Origin of the sequence: Neorhizobium galegae (assembly GCF_021391675.1) — a bacterium.
GTDB classification, from domain to species: domain Bacteria; phylum Pseudomonadota; class Alphaproteobacteria; order Rhizobiales; family Rhizobiaceae; genus Neorhizobium; species Neorhizobium galegae_B.
Genome location: NZ_CP090095.1, coordinates 614721 through 635400 on the forward strand (window position 1 = coordinate 614721; position 20680 = coordinate 635400).

At 62.7% G+C, this 20680-nt stretch carries 20 protein-coding genes; 8 read left to right on the top strand and 12 right to left on the bottom strand.

Features of this window, described 5'->3' with window-relative positions; all coding sequences use genetic code 11:
* A complete protein-coding gene (locus LZK81_RS03025; RefSeq protein ID WP_052753452.1) occupies nucleotides 1-927 on the bottom strand; it encodes a tetratricopeptide repeat protein in 927 nt (308 codons plus the stop codon).
* 233 nt (nucleotides 928-1160) lie between these two features.
* On the opposite strand from LZK81_RS03025, the gene pyrC reads away from it, so the two are divergent.
* The 4 genes from pyrC (at nucleotide 1161) to LZK81_RS03045 (ending at nucleotide 5288) form a co-directional block, all read left to right on the top strand.
* On the top strand, nucleotides 1161-2204 hold the full coding sequence (gene pyrC, locus LZK81_RS03030; RefSeq protein ID WP_046603166.1) for a dihydroorotase: 1044 nt from the start codon (nucleotides 1161-1163) through the stop codon (nucleotides 2202-2204).
* Between the two features lie 121 nt (nucleotides 2205-2325).
* Entirely contained in the window at nucleotides 2326-3504 is a 1179-nt protein-coding gene (locus LZK81_RS03035; RefSeq protein WP_233955155.1) for a GGDEF domain-containing protein, read from the top strand.
* A gap of 84 nt (nucleotides 3505-3588) precedes the next feature.
* Nucleotides 3589-4284, top strand: coding sequence for an orotate phosphoribosyltransferase (locus LZK81_RS03040; protein WP_046603168.1), 696 nt, complete (start codon nucleotides 3589-3591; stop codon nucleotides 4282-4284).
* 77 nt (nucleotides 4285-4361) lie between these two features.
* Complete coding sequence (locus LZK81_RS03045) at nucleotides 4362-5288, top strand: carbohydrate kinase family protein (RefSeq protein WP_233955156.1); 927 nt, start codon at nucleotides 4362-4364, stop codon at nucleotides 5286-5288.
* A gap of 58 nt (nucleotides 5289-5346) precedes the next feature.
* Here LZK81_RS03045 and pgi read toward each other — a convergent pair whose 3' ends face one another.
* From pgi to LZK81_RS03060, 3 genes are all read right to left on the bottom strand, one after another.
* Nucleotides 5347-6972 (bottom strand): glucose-6-phosphate isomerase, encoded by a 1626-nt coding sequence (gene pgi, locus LZK81_RS03050; RefSeq protein ID WP_233955157.1) that lies wholly within the window; start codon nucleotides 6970-6972, stop codon nucleotides 5347-5349.
* An 87-nt stretch (nucleotides 6973-7059) separates the two neighbouring features.
* Entirely contained in the window at nucleotides 7060-8304 is a 1245-nt protein-coding gene (locus LZK81_RS03055; RefSeq protein WP_233955158.1) for an alpha/beta hydrolase, read from the bottom strand.
* 137 nt (nucleotides 8305-8441) lie between these two features.
* Nucleotides 8442-10139: a long-chain fatty acid--CoA ligase gene (locus LZK81_RS03060; RefSeq protein ID WP_233955159.1), complete on the bottom strand. Its 1698-nt coding sequence runs from the start codon at nucleotides 10137-10139 to the stop codon at nucleotides 8442-8444.
* Nucleotides 10140-10413: 274 nt separating this feature from the next.
* Here LZK81_RS03060 and LZK81_RS03065 point away from each other — a divergent pair, with 274 nt between their 5' ends.
* The gene (locus LZK81_RS03065) at nucleotides 10414-10806 is read left to right on the top strand and encodes a PRC-barrel domain-containing protein (RefSeq protein WP_046603173.1); all 393 of its coding nucleotides are present in this window, start codon (nucleotides 10414-10416) and stop codon (nucleotides 10804-10806) included.
* A gap of 98 nt (nucleotides 10807-10904) precedes the next feature.
* Nucleotides 10905-12017 (top strand): hypothetical protein, encoded by a 1113-nt coding sequence (locus tag LZK81_RS03070; protein ID WP_233955160.1) that lies wholly within the window; start codon nucleotides 10905-10907, stop codon nucleotides 12015-12017.
* A 6-nt stretch (nucleotides 12018-12023) separates the two neighbouring features.
* Here LZK81_RS03070 and nadE read toward each other — a convergent pair whose 3' ends face one another.
* From nadE to LZK81_RS03085, 3 genes are read right to left on the bottom strand one after another with little or no spacing between them, the layout of a single operon-like run.
* A complete protein-coding gene (gene nadE, locus LZK81_RS03075) occupies nucleotides 12024-13022 on the bottom strand; it encodes an NAD(+) synthase (RefSeq protein ID WP_233955161.1) in 999 nt (332 codons plus the stop codon).
* Nucleotides 13019-14572, bottom strand: coding sequence for a class I adenylate-forming enzyme family protein (locus LZK81_RS03080; protein ID WP_233955162.1), 1554 nt, complete (start codon nucleotides 14570-14572; stop codon nucleotides 13019-13021). Before LZK81_RS03080 ends, nadE begins: the two co-directional genes overlap by 4 nt.
* A gap of 10 nt (nucleotides 14573-14582) precedes the next feature.
* Complete coding sequence (locus tag LZK81_RS03085; protein WP_046603176.1) at nucleotides 14583-14837, bottom strand: acyl carrier protein; 255 nt, start codon at nucleotides 14835-14837, stop codon at nucleotides 14583-14585.
* Between the two features lie 157 nt (nucleotides 14838-14994).
* On the opposite strand from LZK81_RS03085, the gene xth reads away from it, so the two are divergent.
* On the top strand, nucleotides 14995-15768 hold the full coding sequence (gene xth, locus LZK81_RS03090) for an exodeoxyribonuclease III (protein WP_233955163.1): 774 nt from the start codon (nucleotides 14995-14997) through the stop codon (nucleotides 15766-15768).
* Here xth and LZK81_RS03095 read toward each other — a convergent pair.
* Genes LZK81_RS03095 through LZK81_RS03105 form a run of 3 tightly spaced genes read right to left on the bottom strand, consistent with a single transcriptional unit; the run spans nucleotide 15765 to nucleotide 17578 of the window.
* A complete protein-coding gene (locus LZK81_RS03095) occupies nucleotides 15765-16109 on the bottom strand; it encodes a GNAT family N-acetyltransferase (protein WP_233955164.1) in 345 nt (114 codons plus the stop codon). The two genes, xth and LZK81_RS03095, sit on opposite strands and share 4 nt — an antisense overlap.
* On the bottom strand, nucleotides 16031-16603 hold the full coding sequence (locus tag LZK81_RS03100) for a GNAT family N-acetyltransferase (protein ID WP_233955165.1): 573 nt from the start codon (nucleotides 16601-16603) through the stop codon (nucleotides 16031-16033). The genes LZK81_RS03095 and LZK81_RS03100 overlap by 79 nt, the downstream gene beginning before the upstream one ends.
* 24 nt (nucleotides 16604-16627) lie before the next feature.
* Complete coding sequence (locus tag LZK81_RS03105) at nucleotides 16628-17578, bottom strand: D-2-hydroxyacid dehydrogenase (RefSeq protein WP_233955167.1); 951 nt, start codon at nucleotides 17576-17578, stop codon at nucleotides 16628-16630.
* A gap of 126 nt (nucleotides 17579-17704) precedes the next feature.
* On the opposite strand from LZK81_RS03105, the gene LZK81_RS03110 reads away from it, so the two are divergent.
* A complete protein-coding gene (locus LZK81_RS03110; RefSeq protein WP_233955169.1) occupies nucleotides 17705-18820 on the top strand; it encodes an NAD(P)/FAD-dependent oxidoreductase in 1116 nt (371 codons plus the stop codon).
* Between the two features lie 173 nt (nucleotides 18821-18993).
* Here LZK81_RS03110 and LZK81_RS03115 read toward each other — a convergent pair whose 3' ends face one another.
* Both LZK81_RS03115 and LZK81_RS03120 read right to left on the bottom strand, forming a co-directional pair.
* A complete protein-coding gene (locus tag LZK81_RS03115) occupies nucleotides 18994-19920 on the bottom strand; it encodes a dihydrodipicolinate synthase family protein (protein WP_046610906.1) in 927 nt (308 codons plus the stop codon).
* A complete protein-coding gene (locus LZK81_RS03120; RefSeq protein ID WP_233955170.1) occupies nucleotides 19920-20624 on the bottom strand; it encodes a ribonuclease activity regulator RraA in 705 nt (234 codons plus the stop codon). Before LZK81_RS03120 ends, LZK81_RS03115 begins: the two co-directional genes overlap by 1 nt.
* Nucleotides 20625-20680 lie beyond the last annotated feature (56 nt).

Sequence of the window (20680 nt, forward strand, 5' to 3'; positions counted from 1 at the left end):
TCAGATTTCCTTGCCGTTGCCGGCCGACTGTTCCATGTCGCCCGGCTTCAGCACCAGCGAATTGACGCCTTCGGTCGTCGCGGGGTCGCTCGGCCCCGGGACAATGCCCAGTTCCTGCATCTGCATAAATTTGTAGGCGCCGAAGACATCGCCTTTCTCGGCAGCTTTGCCGTACATTTCGGCAGCCTTGAGAGCATTCGCTTGGATGCCTTCGCCGGCTTCGTACATCAGCCCGAGATTGATCATCGCATCGGCATTGCCGCGCTGGGCCGCAAGGTCGTACCAGGCGATCGCCGTCTGGTCGTCCTGCTCCACGAGGTGGCCTTCGTCATAGATCGCGCCGATATTGAAGGCAGCCGTGTCGTCGCCTTCCGCCGCCGCCTTTTCGAACCACGTAAGCGCCCGCTTGACATCCGGCTGGGTGCCGAGGCCATCGCGGTAGGCGACGCCGAGATTGTAGGCGGCCAGCACGTTGCCGCCATTGGCAGCCTCGGTATAGAGCTGGAACTCCGATCGTTCGTCGCCGAGCCGGCCCATCAGCATGCCGAAATTCACCTTGGCGGCGGCATATCCCGCCTGGACTGCAACATCGTAGGCGTTCATGGCCTGGTCGGCCTGCTGGGTCTTGTTGAAAGCCCGGCCGAGCTGATAGGCGAAGCGCGGGTTGCCGGTCGCGTCATAGGCCATGCGGCAGGCGTCTACCGCGGTGCCGTCGATATCCGAAATGCCGACAGGCGCAAATTCTCCGTTGCGCTGCTGATCGTAGGGGCTGCCGGCCAGCCGGTCACATTCCGTCTGCACCGCAGAGGTGAGCTGCAGGCTGGCGCGTTCCTCTGCGCCCGGCGAAACCGTCAGGGCGCAGAGCGCGACGGCGGTACCTGTGGCAATTGCAAAACCCCTGTTGACTTTCGAGAGGCGGGATTTCATCTTGCGCTCCGATTTAACTTATCATTCAGATTGCTTAACGAACGCCGGAAGCAGGCACCGGTTCCGTGTGCCTTTCAGGTTTCGTGCGTGAGAAGCCTTTGCATCCCGCACTTTCGCGTGAGAAGTAACCTGCATCTGGCCTGCTGGATTGCAGGTTCCTCGCATCATCGGATTGTTTTGTCCGAACCATTGATGTTATGGCGGACTGATCGACCACCTCCGGAAGTTCTCCCATGAAAACGCTCACGCTCCGCCGCCCTGACGACTGGCACCTGCACCTTCGCGACGGCGACGTCCTGCAAGCGGTGATCGGCGATACGAGCCGGCATTTCGCTCGCGCCATCATCATGCCCAACCTTGTACCGCCGGTGGTGACAACGACGGACGCCAAGGCCTACCGCGAGCGCATTCTCGCCGCCCTTCCGGCAGGCGACCGCTTCGAGCCGCTGATGACGCTCTACCTGACGGAGCATACCGATCCGGACGATGTGGAAGAGGGCAAGAGGAGCGGCCTGATCTCCGCCGTGAAGCTTTATCCCGCCGGAGCCACGACCAATTCCCATGGCGGCGTGCGCGACTTCAACAAGGCGATGCCGGTTCTGGAGCGAATGGCGAAGATCGGCCTGCCGCTCTGCGTGCACGGCGAGGTGACCACCCCGGAAGTGGACATCTTCGACCGCGAAGCCGTCTTCATCGAAACGGTGCTCGATCCGCTGCGCCAGCGCCTGCCGGAACTGAAAGTCACGATGGAGCACGTGACGACCGCCGACGGCATCGACTACATCAAGTCGTCGAAGGGCAATCTCGCCGGCTCGATCACCACCCACCACCTGATCATCAATCGCAACGCCATCCTGGTCGGCGGCATTCGCCCCCATTATTACTGCCTGCCGGTCGCCAAGCGCGAGAACCATCGCCTCGCGCTACGCGCGGCGGCGACATCCGGCGATCCGCGCTTCTTCCTCGGCACCGATTCCGCACCCCATGTCGACCCGCTGAAGGAATGCGGCTGCGGTTGCGCCGGCATCTACACGTCGGTCAACACCATGAGCTGCCTTGCGCATGTGTTCGAGGACGACAATGCGCTCGACAGGCTGGAGGCTTTCACCTCGCTGAACGGCCCTGCCTGGTATGGGCTGAAGCCGAACGAAGAAACGATCACGCTTGAAAAGCGCGACGATGCGGTGAAGTTTCCGGACAAGCGCGCTAGCGGCGCCGGGCCGATCACGGTCTTCGATCCGATGTTCCCGCTGCACTGGCATGTGCTTGATAAGTAAATACTAATGATATCCGGATTGATGGTGTTCAGATCGATCCGGTAACCTTTTGGATAGAATCCGGGCTTAGCTTGGCGCCCAAGATTTTCCGGCGGGGATGTACCCGAAGAGAAAGCTAGGCATGATGCTCGACTACCAATCTCTTCTGCTCGCGCTGGGCGTCTCAGCGGCGTGCCTGATGGTGACGCTGTTCGGGACATGGTATTCGCGCCGCACCGATTCCTTCCTTCTCACCCTTGTCATAGCGCTCTGCCTCACGGTTTCAGGCATTTTCGCCTATAGTTCCTATACCGTCGAAGCCGACGTTGTGGGTGCCTCGATCGCCTATACGTTCCTGATGGCGGGGTTCGGCACGATCTATGCGGCATCGGTGCAGTTTCGCAGCGGGACGCGGCCCTGGGTAATGGCCGGTGCCATTACCGCCGCTTCCGTGACTTTCGGCCTGCCGCTGATGATTGCCGGCCTCGACGGCCTCGGGTTCATCGTCATGAACCTTGCCACGGCCGGGCTGCTCCTTGAAACCGCCAGGCAATATTGGCGCGCACGCCGGGAGGCACCGGGACCGCTCATCGGAATGGCGGTGCTCTACGCCGCCACCGCGGTATCTTTCGCCCTATGTGCTGTCGTCCTGATCGACGGGCAACAATGGGTGCTGGGCCACGCACCCGACAACTGGGCCGAAAACCTCAATATCGCTGTCTGCATCGCCGGCATGACCGGCATCGGTGCACTGTCGCTGGCGCTGCATCAGTGGCGCATGGCGGCCCACCATCGCCACGAGGCGATCACCGATGCGCTGACGGGGCTTCTCAACCGCCGTGCTCTCTTCGAGCAGCATGGCCATCGCACTCTCGGTCCGTCGACCGCCGTCGTCGTTTTCGATATCGATCGGTTCAAGGCCATCAACGACCAGCACGGCCATGCTGCCGGCGATGAAGTGCTGAGGCTGTTTGCCGACGATCTCAGAAGCGGCACTAAGACTCGCTACACCGTGGCTCGGCTCGGCGGCGAGGAGTTCGTGATGATCCTCGTCAATGCCCTTCCCGGACGGGCCGAACGGATCGCCAATGACATCTCCCGTCGCTTCGCCGCCCGCGAGATCATCATTGGCGACGCGGTGCTCAAGTGCACGGTCAGCGCCGGAGTCGCGGTCGGTGCCCCGACCGGCCAACCTTTCGAGACCGTGCTCAGCCTCGCCGATAACGCGCTCTACGAAGCAAAGAGGGCCGGTCGCGATCGCGTGCATGTATCAGGCTATCTTCGCCCGGTGGACTTGAACGAGACGCGTACCACCGCCTGATCCCTCCTTATTTTTCGCATCGTCTGGCATACTCCGCCGCATGCTGCTATTGCGGCGCGTGGTTTTGACAAAAGGAGCGGGCGCATGATTCAAACCACATTTCCGGACCGCGGCGTAATGGCCGAACTGATGGCGAAGATGCTCTGGGAGATCGGAGCGGTCCATTTCAGCGCCGACAAGCCCTACAAATTTGCCTCCGGCCTGATGAGCCCGGTCTATATCGACTGCCGCAAGCTGATTTCCTATCCGCGCATCCGCTCGGCGATCATGGATTTCGCGGCCGCGACCGTCATGCGCGACGCCGGTTTCGAGAAGTTCGACTGCGTTGCCGGCGGCGAGACCGCAGGCATCCCCTTCGCGGCTTTCCTCGCCGAACGTTTGGGCCTGCCGATGATCTACGTACGCAAGGCGCCGAAGGGCCACGGGCGCAATGCGCAGATCGAGGGCCATCTGCCGGAAGGCGCGCGCGTCCTGGTCATCGAGGACCTGACGACTGCCGGCGGCAGCATGTTCAAGTTCATCGATGCGATCCGCGCAGCCGGGGCTACTGTCGATCACGGCATCGCGCTCTTCTTCTATGATATCTTTCCGGAAGCCTATGAGCGTTTCTCGAACGGCCAGGTGAAGCTTCATCACATCGCCACCTGGCGTAACGTTCTGGCGGCAGCCAGGGACGGCAAGCTTTTCGATGAAAACACGCTCTCGGAAGTCGAGGCCTTTCTCGATGCACCGTTGGCCTGGTCGGGACGCAATGGCGGCGTCAGCGAGATCGCGCTCTGATTTTTTGTTCTGGCCTTTTGGCAAAAGCTCGCTTAATCGATTGAAAAACTGCTGAGAAAGCGCGCGGGAGGATTTTTATGATTTTGTGCTGCGGCGAAGCCCTGATCGATATGCTTCCGCGTGACACCACGCTCGGTGAAAAAGGCTTTGCGCCTTACGCCGGCGGCGCGATCTTCAACACCGCAATCGCGCTTGGCCGGCTCGGGCAGCCGACCGCGTTTTTCACCGGCATTTCCGATGACCTGATGGGTGACGTCCTGCGGGACACGCTGGCAAAGAGCGGGGTGGATTACAGCCTTGCGGCTGTCTCTTCCCGTCCGACCACGATTGCCTTCGTGAAACTCGTCAACGGCCAGGCGACCTATGCTTTCTACGACGAAGGCACCGCCGGCCGGATGATCACCGAGGCCGACTTGCCGGCGCTCGGCGATGACTGCGAGGCCATGCATTTCGGCGCGATCAGCCTGATCCCGGAACCCTGCGGCGCGACCTACGAGGCGCTGATGGCTCGCGAATACCGCAAGCGGGTGATCTCCTTCGATCCGAACATTCGCCCCGGCTTCATCAAGGACAAGCCGAAACACGTGGACCGCGTCCGCCGGATGGCCGCCATGTCCGACATCATCAAGTTCTCAGACGAAGATCTTGATTGGTTCGGCATGCAGGGCGACCATGATACGCTGGCCGGGCATTGGCTGGAGCAGGGCGCCAGGCTGGTGGTCCTCACTCGTGGTGCGGATGGCGCCACCGGCTATACCAAAAACTTCAAGGTTTCGGTGCCGAGCGAGCGCGTGACGGTGGTCGATACAGTCGGCGCCGGCGATACGTTCGATGCCGGCATTCTGGCCTCGCTGAAGATGCAGGACCTGCTGACCAAGGAAAAGGTCGCGGGCTTGACCGAGGATGCCGTGAGCAAGGCTCTCGCACTCGGCGCAAAGGCCGCTGCCGTCACGGTGTCGCGGGCGGGCGCCAACCCGCCTTTCGCCCATGAGATCGGTCTCTGAGGTCCTATCCTCGGTCTGCAAAGGGAAATAGTTCGGCCCCCTGATGAGGGCCGAAGCGTTATTTCCGGGCAGCGAGCAGAGCCTTCACCAGCCCTTGCGTCGAGGCATCGTGGCCGCCGGCGCTTTCCTTGCCTTCCACGACGGGCAGCAGGCCGGTCGCCAGTTCCTTGCCGAGCTCGACACCCCACTGGTCGAAAGAATTGATGCGGAAGAGCACGCCTTCGACAAACACCCGATGTTCGTAGAGCGCGATCAGCCGGCCGAGCGCAAATGGCGTCAGCTTGTCGTAGACGAAGGTGATCGAGGGGCGGTTGCCGGTGAAGACGCGGTGCGGCGCGATGAAGTCGGCCTGTTTGTCGTCCATTCCCTTCGAGGTCAGCTGGGTCTTAGCCTCAGCCAACGTACGGCCCTTCATCAGCGCTTCCGACTGAGCCAGGCAATTGGCGATCAGCAACTCGTGCTGGTGGCGCAGATGCGGCTCGAAACTGTTGGCAGCGATCATGAACTCGGCCGGGATGACGGTCGTGCCCTGGTGGATGAGCTGATAGAAGGCGTGCTGGCCGTTGGTGCCGGGTTCGCCCCAGACCACCGGGCCGGAATTGCCCTCGACCGGCGTGCCATCGATCGTCACGCCCTTGCCGTTCGATTCCATGTCGAGTTGCTGCAGATAGGCCGGGAAGCGCAGCAGCCGCTGGTCGTAGGGCAGGATGGCGCGCGACGGATATCCGAGAACGTTGCGGTGATAGAAGCCGATCAGGCCGAGCAGCATCGGCAGGTTCTGGCGCACCGGCGCGGTGCGGAAATGGGTGTCCATCGCATGCGCGCCATCCAGGAACTTGCCGAAATTCTCACGCCCGACAGCGATCATCAAAGGCAGGCCGATCGCCGACCAGATGGAATAGCGTCCGCCGACCCAATCCCAGAAACCGAAGATGCGGTCGCTCTCGATGCCGAAGGCGGCGACCTTGTCGAGCGCGGTGGAGACGGCGCAGAAGTGATGCCCGACCGCTGCTTCCCCGAGCTTGTCCGCGATGAAGGCACGCGCGGAGGCCGCATTGGTCATTGTCTCGATGGTAGTGAAAGTCTTGGAAGCGACGATGAACAGCGTCGTTTCCGCGTCGAGCAGCTTCAGCGTGTCGGCGATATGCGCGCCGTCGACATTGGAGACGAAATGCGCCCGCGGACCGTCATGGAAGGGCGCCAGCGCCAGGGTGACCATGACCGGGCCGAGGTCGGAGCCGCCGATGCCGATATTGACGATATCGGTGATCTTCTTGCCGGTCGCGCCCTTCAGCGCGCCCGAGCGGATGCCGTCGGCGAACTTGCCCATTGCGGCGAGCACGCCGTTCACATCCGGCATCACGTCCTTGCCGTCGACCAGCACAGGCGTATTGGAGCGGTTGCGCAGTGCCGTATGCAGGACAGCGCGGCCTTCCGTGAAGTTGATCGCAACGCCCGAGAACATCTCCTCGCGCTTGGCCGCCACGCCGCCGGCATCCGCCAGCTTTTCGAGCAGCACCATGATCTCGTCGTTCACCGCCGTCTTGGAATAGTCCATGAGAAGGTCGTCGAAAGTGGCGCTGAACTTTGCGAAGCGGCCGGAATCGGCTGCGAAGGCGGCGCGGATATCCGTGGCATTGGCTTTTGCAACGGTGGACTTCAGGTCTTGGACGATGGCCTGCATGGGTGATTCCTCGGCACTCGAAATGGGATGATCGGGAACCTATTCCGTTTCCATGTCAAATCAAGCACGGCCGTGCCGACGATGCGTTTATTGTCCAACCGCCGTTTCGACGGCGTTGCCGATCGAGTTGCCAAAGCGGTCGACCTGGTCCTTGTAGTTCCGGCGGGTGGTTGGATCGAAGATCGCGATCGGCGTGCTGACCGCTACGCTCGCGGCGCTGCCGACGGTCTGAGCCGTCCCGAGGGCCACGGCGCCGAGCGTCTCGCCGAGCCCGACGTCCGAGTCGGTCACCGCCTGGCCGGCGATCAGCCGGTTGCCGATCAGCTTCACCACTTCCGGGCTTTCGGCGAACTTGCCGTGGTTCAGCCGGTCGCCGGTCTTGAGCGCGGTGAGGTCGAGCACGACGATGCCGGCCTTCTCGAATTCGCTGCGATAGGGCTCGACGGTCGGATCCACCTGGCCGAGCCGGTCGATATTGCCGGAAATCCGTCGCGACAGGCTGAGCGCCCGGTCGTCGCGGGAGACGAACAGCGTGAAATGCGGCCGCTTCTCGCCGATCTCGGCAAGCTGCTGGCCGAACACGTCGACATCGAGGTCGGGGGAGGCGAGGATGACGTTCTGGATCTTCGGCGCCACGCGGCCGTCGCGGATTGCCATCTGGCGGAGCGCCTCGACGGTCAGCCATGATCCCATCGAATGGGCCATGACGGTGATTTCCCCGACGTTCGGCTCTTTCGCCAGCCGGCGCAGCATCTCCTCCAGCGCATCGCGGGAATAGTTGGTGCTTTCCTTGTCATAGTTATAGGCGAAGACGCTGCCGCGCGACGGCCAGGTGAACAGGACCGGAGCCACGTCGGCGTTGGAGTCATGGACGATCTGGGCAAAGCGATAGACGGCGTCCTCGTAGCGGTTGTTGAACCCGTGCACAAAGACAAACACCCGCCTGCTCTTGCCCAGGTGGCCCTTGAGCCAGGATTCAGCCGCTGGGGTGGCAAGCGGCGTCACAGAAACCGTCGCGAACTCCTTTGCAGGATTGGCGGGCAGCTTCGACGGCCACTGCACCTGCCCGATTTCGCGGGCCTTGTCCGGCGGGATGGAGACGGCAATCTCGGTAACCACGGGTTCCTTGCCGCGCTCGCCGGAAAACAGCACGCCGGGTGTCTCGGTCGGGCGTCGCGTGGTTGCCACCAGCACGTCGACCTTCGAGGTCCCGGCTGCCTGCGTCTGGGTCGGAATGAGCACGCCTTCGGGGCGCCCCGCACAGCCTGCAAGGACGCTCAGCACCGTGACGACGGCAATTACACGAAACGAAAATCCGGCGCGGCTTTCCAAGCGAACTCCAACATGCTTTGACCAGCCCCCGCAGAGAGGGCTAATCAAGGACTGCCGCATCGTCCACCGTTAACGGAAGGATTTCGGCTTTACGACACACGCTTGGTCGTCATCTGTCGCAGCGTTGCAACGGTAGGTTAGCCGCGCAGCTCCCGCCGCAGGATCTTGCCGACATTGGATTTCGGCAGTTCGGTGCGGAATTCGATGAAACGCGGTCGTTTGTAGCCGGTCAGGTTGGTCACGCAATGGGCCTTGACGTCCGCCTCCGTCAGGTTGGGATCCTTCTTGACCACGAAAAGCTTCACCGCCTCGCCGGAATGTTCGTCCGGCACGCCGATCGCCGCGCATTCGAGCACGCCGGGATGGGTTGCGACGACCTCCTCGACCTCGTTCGGATAGACGTTGAAGCCGGAGACGAGGATCATGTCCTTCTTGCGGTCGACGATCTTCGTGTAGCCCTGGCGGTCCATGTAGCCCATGTCGCCGGTCCGGAAATAACCGTCTGTCGTCATCACCTTGGCGGTTTCGTCCGGCCGGTTCCAGTAACCGGCCATCACCTGCGGGCCGCGGATGCAGATCTCGCCGACATCGCCGAGTTCCACCTCGGAATCGTCGTCGTTACGGATCGAGATTTCCGTCGATGAGATGGGAAGCCCGATCATGCCGCTGAATTCGGTGGCGTCGAGCCGGTTGGCGGTGGCGACCGGCGAGGTCTCCGACAGGCCGTAACCCTCGGTGATCTGGCAATGGGTCATCTTCAGCCAGCGCTCGGCGACCGGCCGCTGCACCGACATGCCGCCGCCGAAAACGAGGATCATCGAGGAGAAGTCCAGCTTCTGGAAGTCCGGATTGTTCATCAGCGCATTGAACAGCGTGTTGAGCCCGGGGAAGACGTGGATCTTGTATTTCTGCAGTTCCTTGACGAAGGCCGGAATGTCGCGCGGGTTGGCGATCAGGATATTGTGGCTGCCGGTCGCAACCCCCATCAGCGAATTCACCGTCAGCGCAAAGATATGATAGAGCGGCAGGGCACAGACGAACTGGATCTGCTCCGGGCGCGGTTTGTCGAGGAAGGCGGTTTCCAGCCACAGGCCCATCTGCTCCTTGTTGGCGAGCAGGTTGGCATGGGTGAGGATCGCGCCCTTGGAAACGCCGGTCGTGCCGCCGGTATATTGCAGGAAGGCGATATCGCGAGGCGAGACCTCGACCGTATTCATCGTCTGCCGGGCGCCTTCGGCAATCACCTGCTTGAAGCTTCGGGTCGATGGCAGAGACCATTCCGGCACCAGCTTCTTGACCTTGCGCACGACCAGATTGACGATATGGCCCTTCAGGCCGAGCATGTCGCCCATCGTGGCGACGACCACCTGCTTGATCTCCGTCTGGGGCAAAGCCTGCTGCACGGTATGGGCAAAATTTTCGAGAACGAAGATCGCCTTGGCGCCGGCATCTTTCAGCTGGTAGGCCAGTTCGCGCGGGGTGTAGAGCGGGTTGACGTTGACCACCACCATGCCGACGCGAAGGATGCCGTATACGATCACCGGGTTCTGGAGAATGTTGGGCAGCATCACCGCCACGCGGTCGCCCTTGACCAGGCCCTGGGCCTGCAGCCAGGCGCCGATCTTGCGGCTTTCCGCTTCGAGCTGACGGAATGTCAGCGACTTGCCCATGCTCGAAAAGGCGGGGCGGTCCGCATACCGAGCGCAGCTGTCCTCGAAGAGGTCTCCGAGTGAATGATGTTGCAGCGGCGGGATCTCGGCCGGCACCGTGGGCGGATAGGAGGCGAGCCAGATCTTAGGTGGATTGGCACCGGTACGTGCGGTGACTTCGTTCATGCCGACCTCCTCTATCGTTCTTGTTGTTGTCCCGCGCTTTCCCGGCGCGTGCAGGTCAGGTCCTCCACCTTCCCGCGAACAACAGATTATGCCATGCCGCGACAGCATCAAGCCATCCGCACAGATTTAAACAGCTATCCGCCTTTGACGTAAACGTCAACGAGGCCTGACATTCCTATCGAGATGTAATTGAACCACAGCGGAACATCCTAAAGGATCGGGCGTTTTCCATGCGTTGCAAAATGCACGAGGAATCACGAAAAGGAGGTGCGCAATGTTGCATCAAGAACCACGAGCCGGACAGGACCCCTATGTCAAGGACAGCCCATCGCTGATCGCCAGCGACAAGGTCGAAGGGACAAAGGTTTATGGCGCCGACGGCAAGCATATCGGCTCCATCGTCCGCGTGCTTCTCGAAAAGCGCGGCGGCCGCGTCGGTTATGCGGTCCTCAGCTTCGGCGGCTTTCTGGGTATCGGCGACGATTATTACCCGCTGCCCTGGGAAAAGCTTCGTTACGACGAACAGCTCGATGGCTACCGTATCGACCTGACCAAGGACCAGATCACCGGCGCCCCGCGTTACCGCGATCTGGATGACGATACCTGGTACAACGACAAGGGCCGGACGATCTACGACTATTATGGCATTCCGCCGTACTGGATGTAAGCATTCCGCCAAAAGGATTTCGGAGGCTCCGCGTTGCGGGGCCTCTTTTCGTTTATTTAATTCTCCTGATGCAAGGTCCTCGCGACAAGGGGACGGCGATGACCGGAAAGACGGAAGCGGGTACGATCCGCGATTTCGAGCGCGATGATATCGAGGCTGTAGCGCAGCTTTTCCAGGAGACGTTCCGCAAATCGAATGCGCCGTCGCCCTCATTGATCGCCTATCTGGAAGAAGCCTTTTTCGATCATCCCTGGGCTGAGCCGGATATCCGGTCCAAGGTCTTTGCGAAGGCTGATGGAAGGGTCTCCGGTTTCATCGGCGTCTTTCCGTCGCGGCTGGAACTGGATGGCCGCCCGCTCCGCGCCGCCTTTGCCGGCTCGATGATGGTCCAGAACCCGAAGGAAAATCCACTCGCCGGCGCACGGCTGCTGCGCTCCTTCCTCGCCGGCCCGCAAGATATCTCGCTGACAGAGACCGCCAATTCCACGGCGCTCGGCATGTGGCAGAAGGCCGGCCATCCGCTCGATCCCGGCTACAGCATGAACTGGCTGCGCATCCTGCGTCCGGCTTCCGCGGCGGTCGAGGTCCTGGCCAGGCGGTTGCGTCCCGCGGCCCTCCTGCGTCCCTTCGGCCGGATCGCCGACCGTGGCTCGGCTCTGGTCCGTATGACGCCTCTTCGGCCGGCCGAACGCAGCGCGTCGAAGATCACGTTCCGTGATGTCACCCGCGAGCAGTTCGGCACGGCGCTTCTGACGCTTGCCGCGCACTATCCCCTTCGCCCGCGCTGGGATGATCGTTCGTTGGGGTGGTTCCTGGATCAGGCGGAAAGCAAGCGGAGTTTCGGCTATCCGGAATGGCGCGTCGGCTTTGCTCCCGACGGGCGACCGGTTGCGGCCTACGTCTATTTCGCCGGTCCCGGCGAGATCGGCTGGCTGCTGCAGGCATTATCGGCGCCGACCGCGGCAGCGGAAATGGTCGACGACCTGTTTGCCCACGCTTACGAGATGGGATGTTCCGGCATACGTGGCGGCGCGCATCCATGGCTGGTCCCGGCGCTGATGAGCCGCAAGACGATATTTTACGGCCGCTCGTTCTTTGTTGCGCAGGCGCGCGACAAGAGCCGGCTGGAGCCGATCAGGTCCGGCCAGGCGCTGATCAGCGGCCTTGCCGGAGAAAGCTGGACGCGCCTGATCGGCGACCGGTTCGATTGAGACTTCTCAGCCGAGCATCGTCACCGGCTCGGCATGCAGATATTCCGCCACCTTGCGCTTCGAGGCGATATTGCGCCAGACGGCATCGATCTCGTCCGGCGTCAGCCCGGCGGCGTCGCCGACCTCTTCCCGCGCTATGCCGTTGTCGAGACCGTAGAGGCAGAGATCCATCCGGTCATAGGGCAGCGAGAAATAATACTCGTCCTGGCCCTGCGGCAGCGACCATGTGTCCGTCGTTGGGGGGCGTCGACGAATATCGGCGGGCACGCCGAGCGCTTCGGCAAGCTGGTAGACCTGGCTCTTGTAGAGATGCGCGATCGGCTTGAAGTCCGCGGCGCCGTCGCCGTTCTTGACGAAGAAGCCCTGATCGTATTCGAGCCGGTTCGGTGTGCCGGCGACAGCAAAGTTCAGCCGGTCGGCGTGGTAATATTCGATCTGCTTGCGGGTGCGCTGCTTCATGTTGGCGGCCGCGATCATGCCGAGATAGACTTCGAGGGGCATGCGGTGGCGGCTCTGCTCGCCGGCCGGATTGGCGACCACCAGCCAGGAAATGTTGTAGCCGCGGCCGGTCAGCGCATTTTCCAGCACCACCTTGCAGCCCCAGCCGTCGGAAAACTCCGGCACGATCTGGCGGATGAAGCCGTCGCGGCGGGTATAGCAGCCGGCCGCGGCAAGCGCCGGCCCGATATCTTCGAGCACGGTCTCGACGCCGACCGCTTCTGCAAGCGCTTTGCCGAGCTTCAGGCTGTCCGGGTCGGAATCATGTTCCGGCATGAAGATGCCCGTCACCTTGCCCGGACCTAGCGCGCGGGCGCAGAGGGCCGCGGTGACGCTGGAATCGATGCCACCGGACAAGCCCAGTACCGCGCCACGCTTGCGCAAGTCCTTCAGCACCGTCTCGCGCAGCCAGCCGCCGATGCGCTCGATCTCGGCCTCCGCATCGAGCTTCAGCGTCTCGGCCGAGAATTTCCCCGCCCTTTGGGCCTGCTTCAGGCTCTGGATCATGCGACATTCCCCCGTGTGACTGTGTTTGTTTCGTCCGCTCCGAGCCGGATCTTGCCGGTCGTCGTGCGCGGCAGCGCGTCGCGGAACTCGATGCTTTTCGGCACCATGTAATCTTCAAGCAACCGGGCGCAGTGGCGGATGATTTCCCGCTCGGTAAGCGCCGCGCCGTCCTCCACCGCCACGTAGGCGCGGACGACCTGGCCGAAGATCGGGTCGTCGATGCCGCCGACTGCCGCTTCCTTGATGCCAGGCAGCGCATAGAGCGCACGCTCGACTTCCTGCGGGCTGACCTTTTCGCCGCGTGTCTTGATGATGTCGTCGCGCCGGCTGATGAAATAGAGAAAACCGTCCGCATCGGCGCGAAAGAGGTCGCCGGTGTGCAGGCGCCTGCCGTCTGCGACGGGCGAAAGCGCACGCACAGAGGTCAGGCCGTTGCCCCAGTAACCGGACATCACGTGCGGTCCCTCGACGACAAGTTCACCGATCGTGCCCGCAGGTGCCGGGCGTCCGTCCTCGTCGATCACGAAAGCGCTGGTGCCGGGAATGGCGCGGCCGACCGAAAGCGGCCTTCGGGAAACCTCTTCAGGCGGCAGGTAGGTTGCGCGCAGGCATTCCGTCTGGCCGTACATCAGGAAAAGCCGGATATCCGGGAAAAGCTGCTGCAACCGCTCGGCAAGAGCCGGCGGCATGGCCGCGGCGGCGCTGGTGATGGTACGCAGGTGCGGCAGGAAACCTGGTTCCAGATCCTTCATGCCGGTAATCAGGGCGGCCATCGGCGGCACGAGCGGGAAACCCGTCGCCTTCACCTCCGCCAGCCGTTCGAGGATCTTCCGCGGAAAGGCGAAACTCTTCTCGAGAACCAGCGTACCCCCGGCCATCACCATCGTCACCACCTGGGTGATGCCGTAGCCGAAGGACAGTGGCAGGACGCTGAGCACGACGTCCTCGGCCGTGTTGCCCAGATAGGTAACGATTGCTTCGCAGGCCGCCTCGACATTGGCATGGGTGAGCATCACGCCCTTCGGCTGGCCGGTGGAGCCCGAGGTGTGGAGCAGCAGCGCCAGCGCCTCGGTGTTTTCGAATTCCCTCAGCGGAACGGAAACCTCACCGCTGACCAGATCTTCGAACCGTAATCCATGCCCGAGACCTTCGCCGGCATCCGCCTGCGCAGCGATTGTCATCGGCTGCATCTTCGTCATGGAAATGGCCGTATTCACGGTTGCCCATTGGCGGGCCTGGGTAATGATCGCCGAAGCCTCGGTACTGTTTAGAATGAGAGAAAGCTTTTCGGCCCTGATCGACGAATAAAGCGGGCAGGGCACGGCGCCCGCCTTCCAGAGGCCAAAGAAGCTGACCACCGCCTCATGGCCGTTGTCCAGCACCATCAGCACCCGGTCACCGGGCTTGATGCCTCTGTGGGCAAGGCTTGCGGCGAGGCGATCGGACAACGCATCGAGTTCTGCATAGGTCAGCCGGACGTCGCCCGCGATGAGCGCGAGCTTCGTCCCGAAACGTCTGGCACTGTCGCGGAGCCTGGCCTCTATGCGCATCGGCGCAGCCTCAGGCCGCTGCCAGCTTGGTCGTGAGGTAGCTGGTCATGTTGTCGATGCTATCGAGGTTTTCCGGAACGATTTCCTCGTCGGCGACGGTGATGCCGTAGGTCTGTTCCAGGAAGGCGATCAGTTCGAGCACGCCGGTGGAATCGATCACGCCGCTTTCGAGCAGCGACTGGTTGTTCGAAACCTCTGCGTCGGCGCGGAACAGGAAATTCTCCGCAATAAACTCGCGCACGCTATTTTCGAATGCTCCCGCCATCGCCGGCCCTCTCCACAAACAGATTTGCCGCGCGGATGAGGCGCGGTCGGTTGAAAGGCATCTTCCAGACTATCCCTGAACGTTTTGCTAATTTGTAAAACGCTTTTGTTCACAAGCTTAACTGCATCCAAATTCCGGCCTCGACGTTGATGCATCCATGAAGATCGCGACCTTCAATGTGAACGGCGTCAACGGTCGCCTGGGCCTGCTCCTCGAATGGCTTGAGGAGGCGACGCCGGACGTGGTCTGTCTGCAGGAGTTGAAGGCGCCGCAGGAGAAGTTTCCGGCCAAGGCGATCGAGAAGGCGGGTTACGGCGCAGTCTGGCACGGCCAGAAAAGCTGGAACGGCGTCGCCATCCTTGCCCGCGGTGCCGACCCGATCGAAACACGCCGCGGCCTGCCGGGCGATCCGGACGATATTCACAGCCGCTATATAGAAGCCGCGGTGCGGGGAGTACTCATTGCATGCCTCTATGCCCCGAACGGCAATCCTGCCCCCGGCCCGAAATTCTCCTACAAGCTTGCTTGGTACGAGCGGTTTCTGACCCATGCCGAGGCTCTTCTGGATACCGGTGCGCCCGTCGTCCTTGCCGGAGACTACAACGTCATGCCGACCGATCTCGATGTCTACAAACCGGAACGCTGGCGGGATGACGCGCTGTTCCGGCCGGAGGTACGAGAGTCTTTTTCCCGGCTGCAGGAACAAGGCTGGACCGACGCGATCCGCAAACTGCACCCGGGCGAGCGCATCTATACGTTCTGGGATTATTTCAGGAATGCCTGGGGCCGAGACGCCGGCCTGCGGCTCGACCACCTGTTTCTCAGCCCCTCGATCGCGGACCGGTTGCAGGCGACCGGCGTCGACCGCCACGTCCGCGGCCGCGAACATACCAGCGATCATGCTCCGGCCTGGATAGAACTCGGCGACTAGGCCAGATCGATCACCATTTCGGACTGGGTCAGCGCGCTTTTCCGCCAGCCGATCCGCCGCATGAAGCGGTCGATCAGGCCATCCGGCACATTCTCGATGATGAAAAGCCTGCGGCCCTGATAACGAGCGGCAAGCGCATCGGTCAGGGCCCGGCCAAGCCCCTGCCGGCGATGGGCGGGATCGACGGCGAGACCGTAAAGCCGGACATGCCTGCCCGTATCGTCCAGAAGCACGGCAGCCTTGCCGTCGAGCGCGAACCCTTTCAGCGGAGGCCCGGCCCTCTGGAAACTGCGGGGATCCGTCTGCCAGGTGAGATCGGCATCGGCGAACCGTGCGAGCATCCCGGCAGCCGTCCCGAGGTCGCATTCTCGGCCGGCGCCACATCCGGCGCGGCAAGCTTGCGGCTGCGCCCGAAGCCGACCAGTTTTCGCGTGATGACAAAGCCGAGCGACAGATAGAGATCGCGCGCCCGCTCATTGGTGTTGATCACCTCGAGGATGAGTTTCCGGTCGCCGCGCGCCTTCGCCGCCTCGATGGCATTGAGCATCACGCTGCGCCCGAAACCGCGGCCGCGGATCGTCGGCCCCATGCCGATCGCGCCGACCCGCGAAAGATCACCCCGCCGGCCGATCAGCAGAATGCCTGCCGGCTTTTCGCCGTCGAAATAGACAAGACTCTCATCCAGGTCGACATGATCTCGCTCGATGCGCAACTGCAGCGAGGGGACCGTCACGTTCATGGGCACCACATAGCCGGAAAAGCCGGTGGTGAAGCCTTCGGCCGCATCTTCCAGGCTGCATTCCGACAGGCGGCGATGGGAAATGGCGGATGTCATGACCTGTCTCCCGAGTTTGCTCTTTCAGAGCACGTTGGACGGCGAGCCTTTTTCGAAGTTCTCGACATGGGTGATGACCTGCGCCCAGAGCGTCTGCATTGCCTCGTCGCTGGCCCAGGCCACATGCGGGGTGAGGATGAAGTTCGGCCGTTCCAGGATCGTCAGCAGCGGATTGTCCGGTGCCGGCGGTTCCTTGGTCAGCACGTCGAAACCGGCGCCGCCGATCAGGCCTTCGTCAAGCGCGGTCACCAGATCCGCCTCGTTCACCAGCCCGCCGCGGGCGGTGTTGATGATCAGCGGATGTCGCTTCATCTTTCGGAACTCGGGCAGGCCGATGAGGTTGCGGGTGGCTGGCGTCAGCGGCATGTGGAAGGTGATGATGTCCGACGTTTCCAGCACCTCGTCGAAGGCGGTGTAGCCGGGCTCGACCTTTTCCGCATCTTTCCGGGCCGCGAAGATGACCTTCATGCCGAAAGTTTCGGCGATCTTCGCCACCGACTTGCCGAGTGTACCGCGCCCGAAAATGCCGAGCGTCGAACCGGCCAGATCCTTGATCGGGTGGTTGAAGAAGCAGAACTGGTTGGCGCGCTGCCATTCGCCGGCGATCACGTCCTGGCGGAAGCCGACGATCGAACGGCGCAGCGCGAAGATCAGGCCGAACGTATGCTCCGGCACGGTATTGACCGCATAACCGCGCACGTTGGAGACCGTGATGCCGCGCTCCTTGGCAAAGGCGAGATCGATCACGTCGTAACCGGTTGCGGCGACTGCGATCATCTTCAGCTTCGGCGCAAGGGCGATCGATTGCTCGCGCACCGGCGCCTTGTTGGTGAGGACGATATCAGCATCCGCGATACGGGAAGCCACGTCCTCCAGCGCCGTCTTGCCGTACTCTACCCATTCATGAGCGAACGCGGGCCGGGTGATCGTCACCGAAGGGCCGATCGTGTCGCGGTCCAGAAATACGATCTTCATCGCGAAAATTCCTGCATGATTCAAATCCTCCCCAATCGAATCCAAGGCGGCCGAAGCTCTGGCCGCGATGGATTTCTCGTATATCATCCCGCCTGTCATCCGGAAGGCCAAAGTGCGGAGAATGTCATGAGTGAGGTGCTGGCGCTCGACTGCGTCGTCATCGGCGGCGGCGTGGTAGGGCTTGCGGTCGCCCGCGAACTGGCGATTGCCGGCCGCGAGGTCGTGCTCCTGGAAGCCGAGCCGCTGACCGGCAGCATCACGTCTTCCCGCAACAGCGAGGTCATCCATGCCGGGCTTTATTACCCGACCGGCAGCCTCAAGGCGGAACTCTGCGTTTCCGGCAAGCGGAAGCTTTACGACTACTGCCGCGAGCGGCACATCCCGCACAAGCGATGCGGCAAGCTGGTCGTTGCCTCGAACGAGGCCGAAGTCGCCTATCTCGAAAAATTGCTGAAACAGGCGGAAGCCAACGGTGTCGACGATTGCCGGCTGATCGACAGCGCCGAACTTGCCCGCCTCGAACCACGGGTCGTAGGCTTTACCGCGCTCGTCTCCCCTTCGACCGGCATCATCGACAGCCACCGGCTCATGGAAGCCTATATTGCCGATATCGAGGCCCATGGCGGCGGCGTCGTGCTGAATTCGCCCGTCCTTGGCGGAGAGCTTCTGGCCGATGCCGTGCGGCTTTCGATCGGCGGCCGCGATCCCGTGGAGATCGAGGCGAAACTGGTGGTGAATGCAGCCGGGTTGAGTGCCTGGACGATCTCCGAGGGCATGATCGGCCTCGACCGGAAAACCCTGCCCCATCGTCACTATGCGAAAGGCTGCTATTTTTCTCTGGCCGGCCGCGCGCCGGCAGAGCGGCTGATCTACCCGGTACCGGAGCCCGGCGGGCTTGGCGTCCACCTGACACTCGATCTCGCCGGCCAGGCCCGTTTCGGCCCGGATGTCGAATGGGTGGAGAGGATCGACTACGATATCGACCCGCGTCGCGCCGACAAGTTTTACGGAGCCATCCGCCGCTACTGGCCAGACCTGCCGGATGGCGCCCTGCAGCCGGCTTATGCCGGCATGCGGCCGAAGGTAGCCGGTCCGAACGGCGGAGGGGCCGGCGACTTCATCATTCAGGGGCCTGAAACGACCGGCCATCCGGCCTATGCCGCGCTTTACGGTATCGAAAGCCCTGGCTTGACCGCCTCCATGGCGATCGCGGAGAGAGTTAAGAGCTTGAGCTTGGGTTGAGGCCGGAGTCGGAAGCCCCCCTCATCCGCCTGCCGGCACCTTCTCCCCGCTGGGGAGAAGAGGTATGCCGCGCCGGCTCCGTTCCTCCTCTCCCCAGCGGGGAGAGGGTCGCCGAGCGAAGCGGAGGCGGGGTGAGGGGGAGCCACGGGCTCGACCTCACTGATGAGGGCTTCTCAAAACGCCGCGCGCTTGTCGTGCTTTGCGAGACGAGTGAGCAGATAGTCAACTTCCGCCTTGGCGGCGGGGCTCAGCATCTGCGCCGGCTTGCGCTGCGCATCCGAGGTGATGACGCCACGCCGTTTCAGCACGTGCTTGCGGATCGCGAGGCCCACGCCGGCCTGCTGCTCGTAACGGATCAGCGGCAGATGCGCGTCGAACAGGTCATGCGCCTCGTCGCGCTTGCCGGCAGCGAAGAGGCCGACCAGTTCCGTCAGCATGTCCGGGAAGCCGTAACCGGTCATCGCGCCGTCCGCGCCGCGTTCCGGTTCGAAATCGAGGAACATGCCGCCATTGCCGCAGAGGATCGAGAAGGGACGCAGTTCGCCGGCCTTCTGCATGGCACGCAGCTTCGAGACCTTTTCCAGCCCCGGCCAGTCCTCATGCTTCAGCATCAGGCAGGACGGGTGGTTGGTGATGATCCTGGCGATCACGCCCGGCGACATGACGACGGTCAGCGTCAGCGGATAGTCCTGCAGCACCCACGGCACATCCTCGCCGACCGCTTCGACGGCGCCGGCGAAATAGCTGACGATCTGGTCGTCGGTGCGCAGCGCCGGCGTCGGCGCAATCATCACGCCGCCCGCCCCCATGTCCATCGCGTCGCGAGCCAGTGAACGCATGCCGGCAAAGCCTGGCGCCGAGACGCCGACGATGATCGGAACTTTGGCGCGAGAGACCACGCGCTTGATGATGGCGCGGCTCTCGTCCGGCTCCATCTTCGGCGCTTCGCCCATGATCCCGAGAATGGTGATGCCGGTGCAGCCGCTCTCTTCATAAAAATCCGTCAGCCGGTCGATCGAGGCAAAATCGATCGAGCCGTCTTCGAAGAATGGCGTAGTGGCGATGGCGTAGACGCCTTTGGATTCGATTCCGAACGTCATTATTGGGCGTCCTTCCAGGCCTGGTAGCGGGCTTTCGTTTCTGCATTCATCGGGTAGAGGCCGGGCAACGGCACGCCGCGGTCCACTTCGGTCATGATCCAGCCCTCCATGCGTTCCTGTTCCGGCGCTTCGGCGACGACCGCGTCGAGCAGCTTGGCAGGGATCAGCACCGCGCCATCATCATCCACGACGACGATATCATCCGGGAAAACGGCAACGCCACCGCAGGAGATCGGCTCCTGCCAGCCGACGAAGGTGAGGCCGGCGACGGAAGGCGGGGCGGCGATGCCGTCGCACCAGACCTTCATGCCGCTGCCGAGCACGCCTTCGGCATCACGCATCACGCCATCGGTCACAAGCCCTGCCACGCCACGCTTCGCCATCCGCGAGCAGAGAATATCGCCAAAAATGCCGGCATCGGTGACGCCGAGCGCGTCAGCCACCGCCACGCAGCCTTCAGGCATCGCCTCGATCGCGGCGCGGGTGGAGATCGGCGAGGCCCAGCTTTCCGGTGTCGCGAGATCCTCGCGGGCAGGCACGAAACGCAGCGTGAAGGCCGGCCCGACGACGCGGCCCTGGCCCGGCTTCAGCGGCCTGGTGCCGCGCATCCAGACATTGCGCAGGCCCTTCTTCAAAAGCACCGTGGTCAGCGTGGCGGTGGAGACACCCTTCAGCGTCTCGATGATCTTGGGGTCCAGCGGCATGAATTCTCCTTGGGAATCTGAAGTGCCGCCTTGGCGGGCGGCGCGCGATATTCGTT

Bases quoted from the DNA above. Each gene is read 5' to 3' on its own strand.
- LZK81_RS03120 (WP_233955170.1), bottom strand. From the start codon at position 20,624: ATGCCGCTGGACCCCAAGATCATCGAGACGCTGAAGGGTGTCTCCACC.
- LZK81_RS03095 (WP_233955164.1), bottom strand. From the start codon at position 16,109: ATGCTCGCACGGTTCGCCGATGCCGATCTCACCTGGCAGACGGATCCC.
- pyrC (WP_046603166.1), top strand. From the start codon at position 1,161: ATGAAAACGCTCACGCTCCGCCGCCCTGACGACTGGCACCTGCACCTT.
- pgi (WP_233955157.1), bottom strand. From the start codon at position 6,972: ATGCAGGCCATCGTCCAAGACCTGAAGTCCACCGTTGCAAAAGCCAAT.
- LZK81_RS03105 (WP_233955167.1), bottom strand. From the start codon at position 17,578: ATGAAGATCGTATTTCTGGACCGCGACACGATCGGCCCTTCGGTGACG.
- LZK81_RS03035 (WP_233955155.1), top strand. From the start codon at position 2,326: ATGATGCTCGACTACCAATCTCTTCTGCTCGCGCTGGGCGTCTCAGCG.
- LZK81_RS03085 (WP_046603176.1), bottom strand. From the start codon at position 14,837: ATGGCGGGAGCATTCGAAAATAGCGTGCGCGAGTTTATTGCGGAGAAT.
- LZK81_RS03060 (WP_233955159.1), bottom strand. From the start codon at position 10,139: ATGAACGAAGTCACCGCACGTACCGGTGCCAATCCACCTAAGATCTGG.
- LZK81_RS03070 (WP_233955160.1), top strand. From the start codon at position 10,905: ATGACCGGAAAGACGGAAGCGGGTACGATCCGCGATTTCGAGCGCGAT.
- LZK81_RS03080 (WP_233955162.1), bottom strand. From the start codon at position 14,572: ATGCGCATAGAGGCCAGGCTCCGCGACAGTGCCAGACGTTTCGGGACG.
- nadE (WP_233955161.1), bottom strand. From the start codon at position 13,022: ATGATCCAGAGCCTGAAGCAGGCCCAAAGGGCGGGGAAATTCTCGGCC.
- LZK81_RS03110 (WP_233955169.1), top strand. From the start codon at position 17,705: ATGAGTGAGGTGCTGGCGCTCGACTGCGTCGTCATCGGCGGCGGCGTG.
- LZK81_RS03040 (WP_046603168.1), top strand. From the start codon at position 3,589: ATGATTCAAACCACATTTCCGGACCGCGGCGTAATGGCCGAACTGATG.
- LZK81_RS03045 (WP_233955156.1), top strand. From the start codon at position 4,362: ATGATTTTGTGCTGCGGCGAAGCCCTGATCGATATGCTTCCGCGTGAC.
- LZK81_RS03100 (WP_233955165.1), bottom strand. From the start codon at position 16,603: ATGACATCCGCCATTTCCCATCGCCGCCTGTCGGAATGCAGCCTGGAA.
- LZK81_RS03115 (WP_046610906.1), bottom strand. From the start codon at position 19,920: ATGACGTTCGGAATCGAATCCAAAGGCGTCTACGCCATCGCCACTACG.
- LZK81_RS03065 (WP_046603173.1), top strand. From the start codon at position 10,414: ATGTTGCATCAAGAACCACGAGCCGGACAGGACCCCTATGTCAAGGAC.
- LZK81_RS03025 (WP_052753452.1), bottom strand. From the start codon at position 927: ATGAAATCCCGCCTCTCGAAAGTCAACAGGGGTTTTGCAATTGCCACA.
- xth (WP_233955163.1), top strand. From the start codon at position 14,995: ATGAAGATCGCGACCTTCAATGTGAACGGCGTCAACGGTCGCCTGGGC.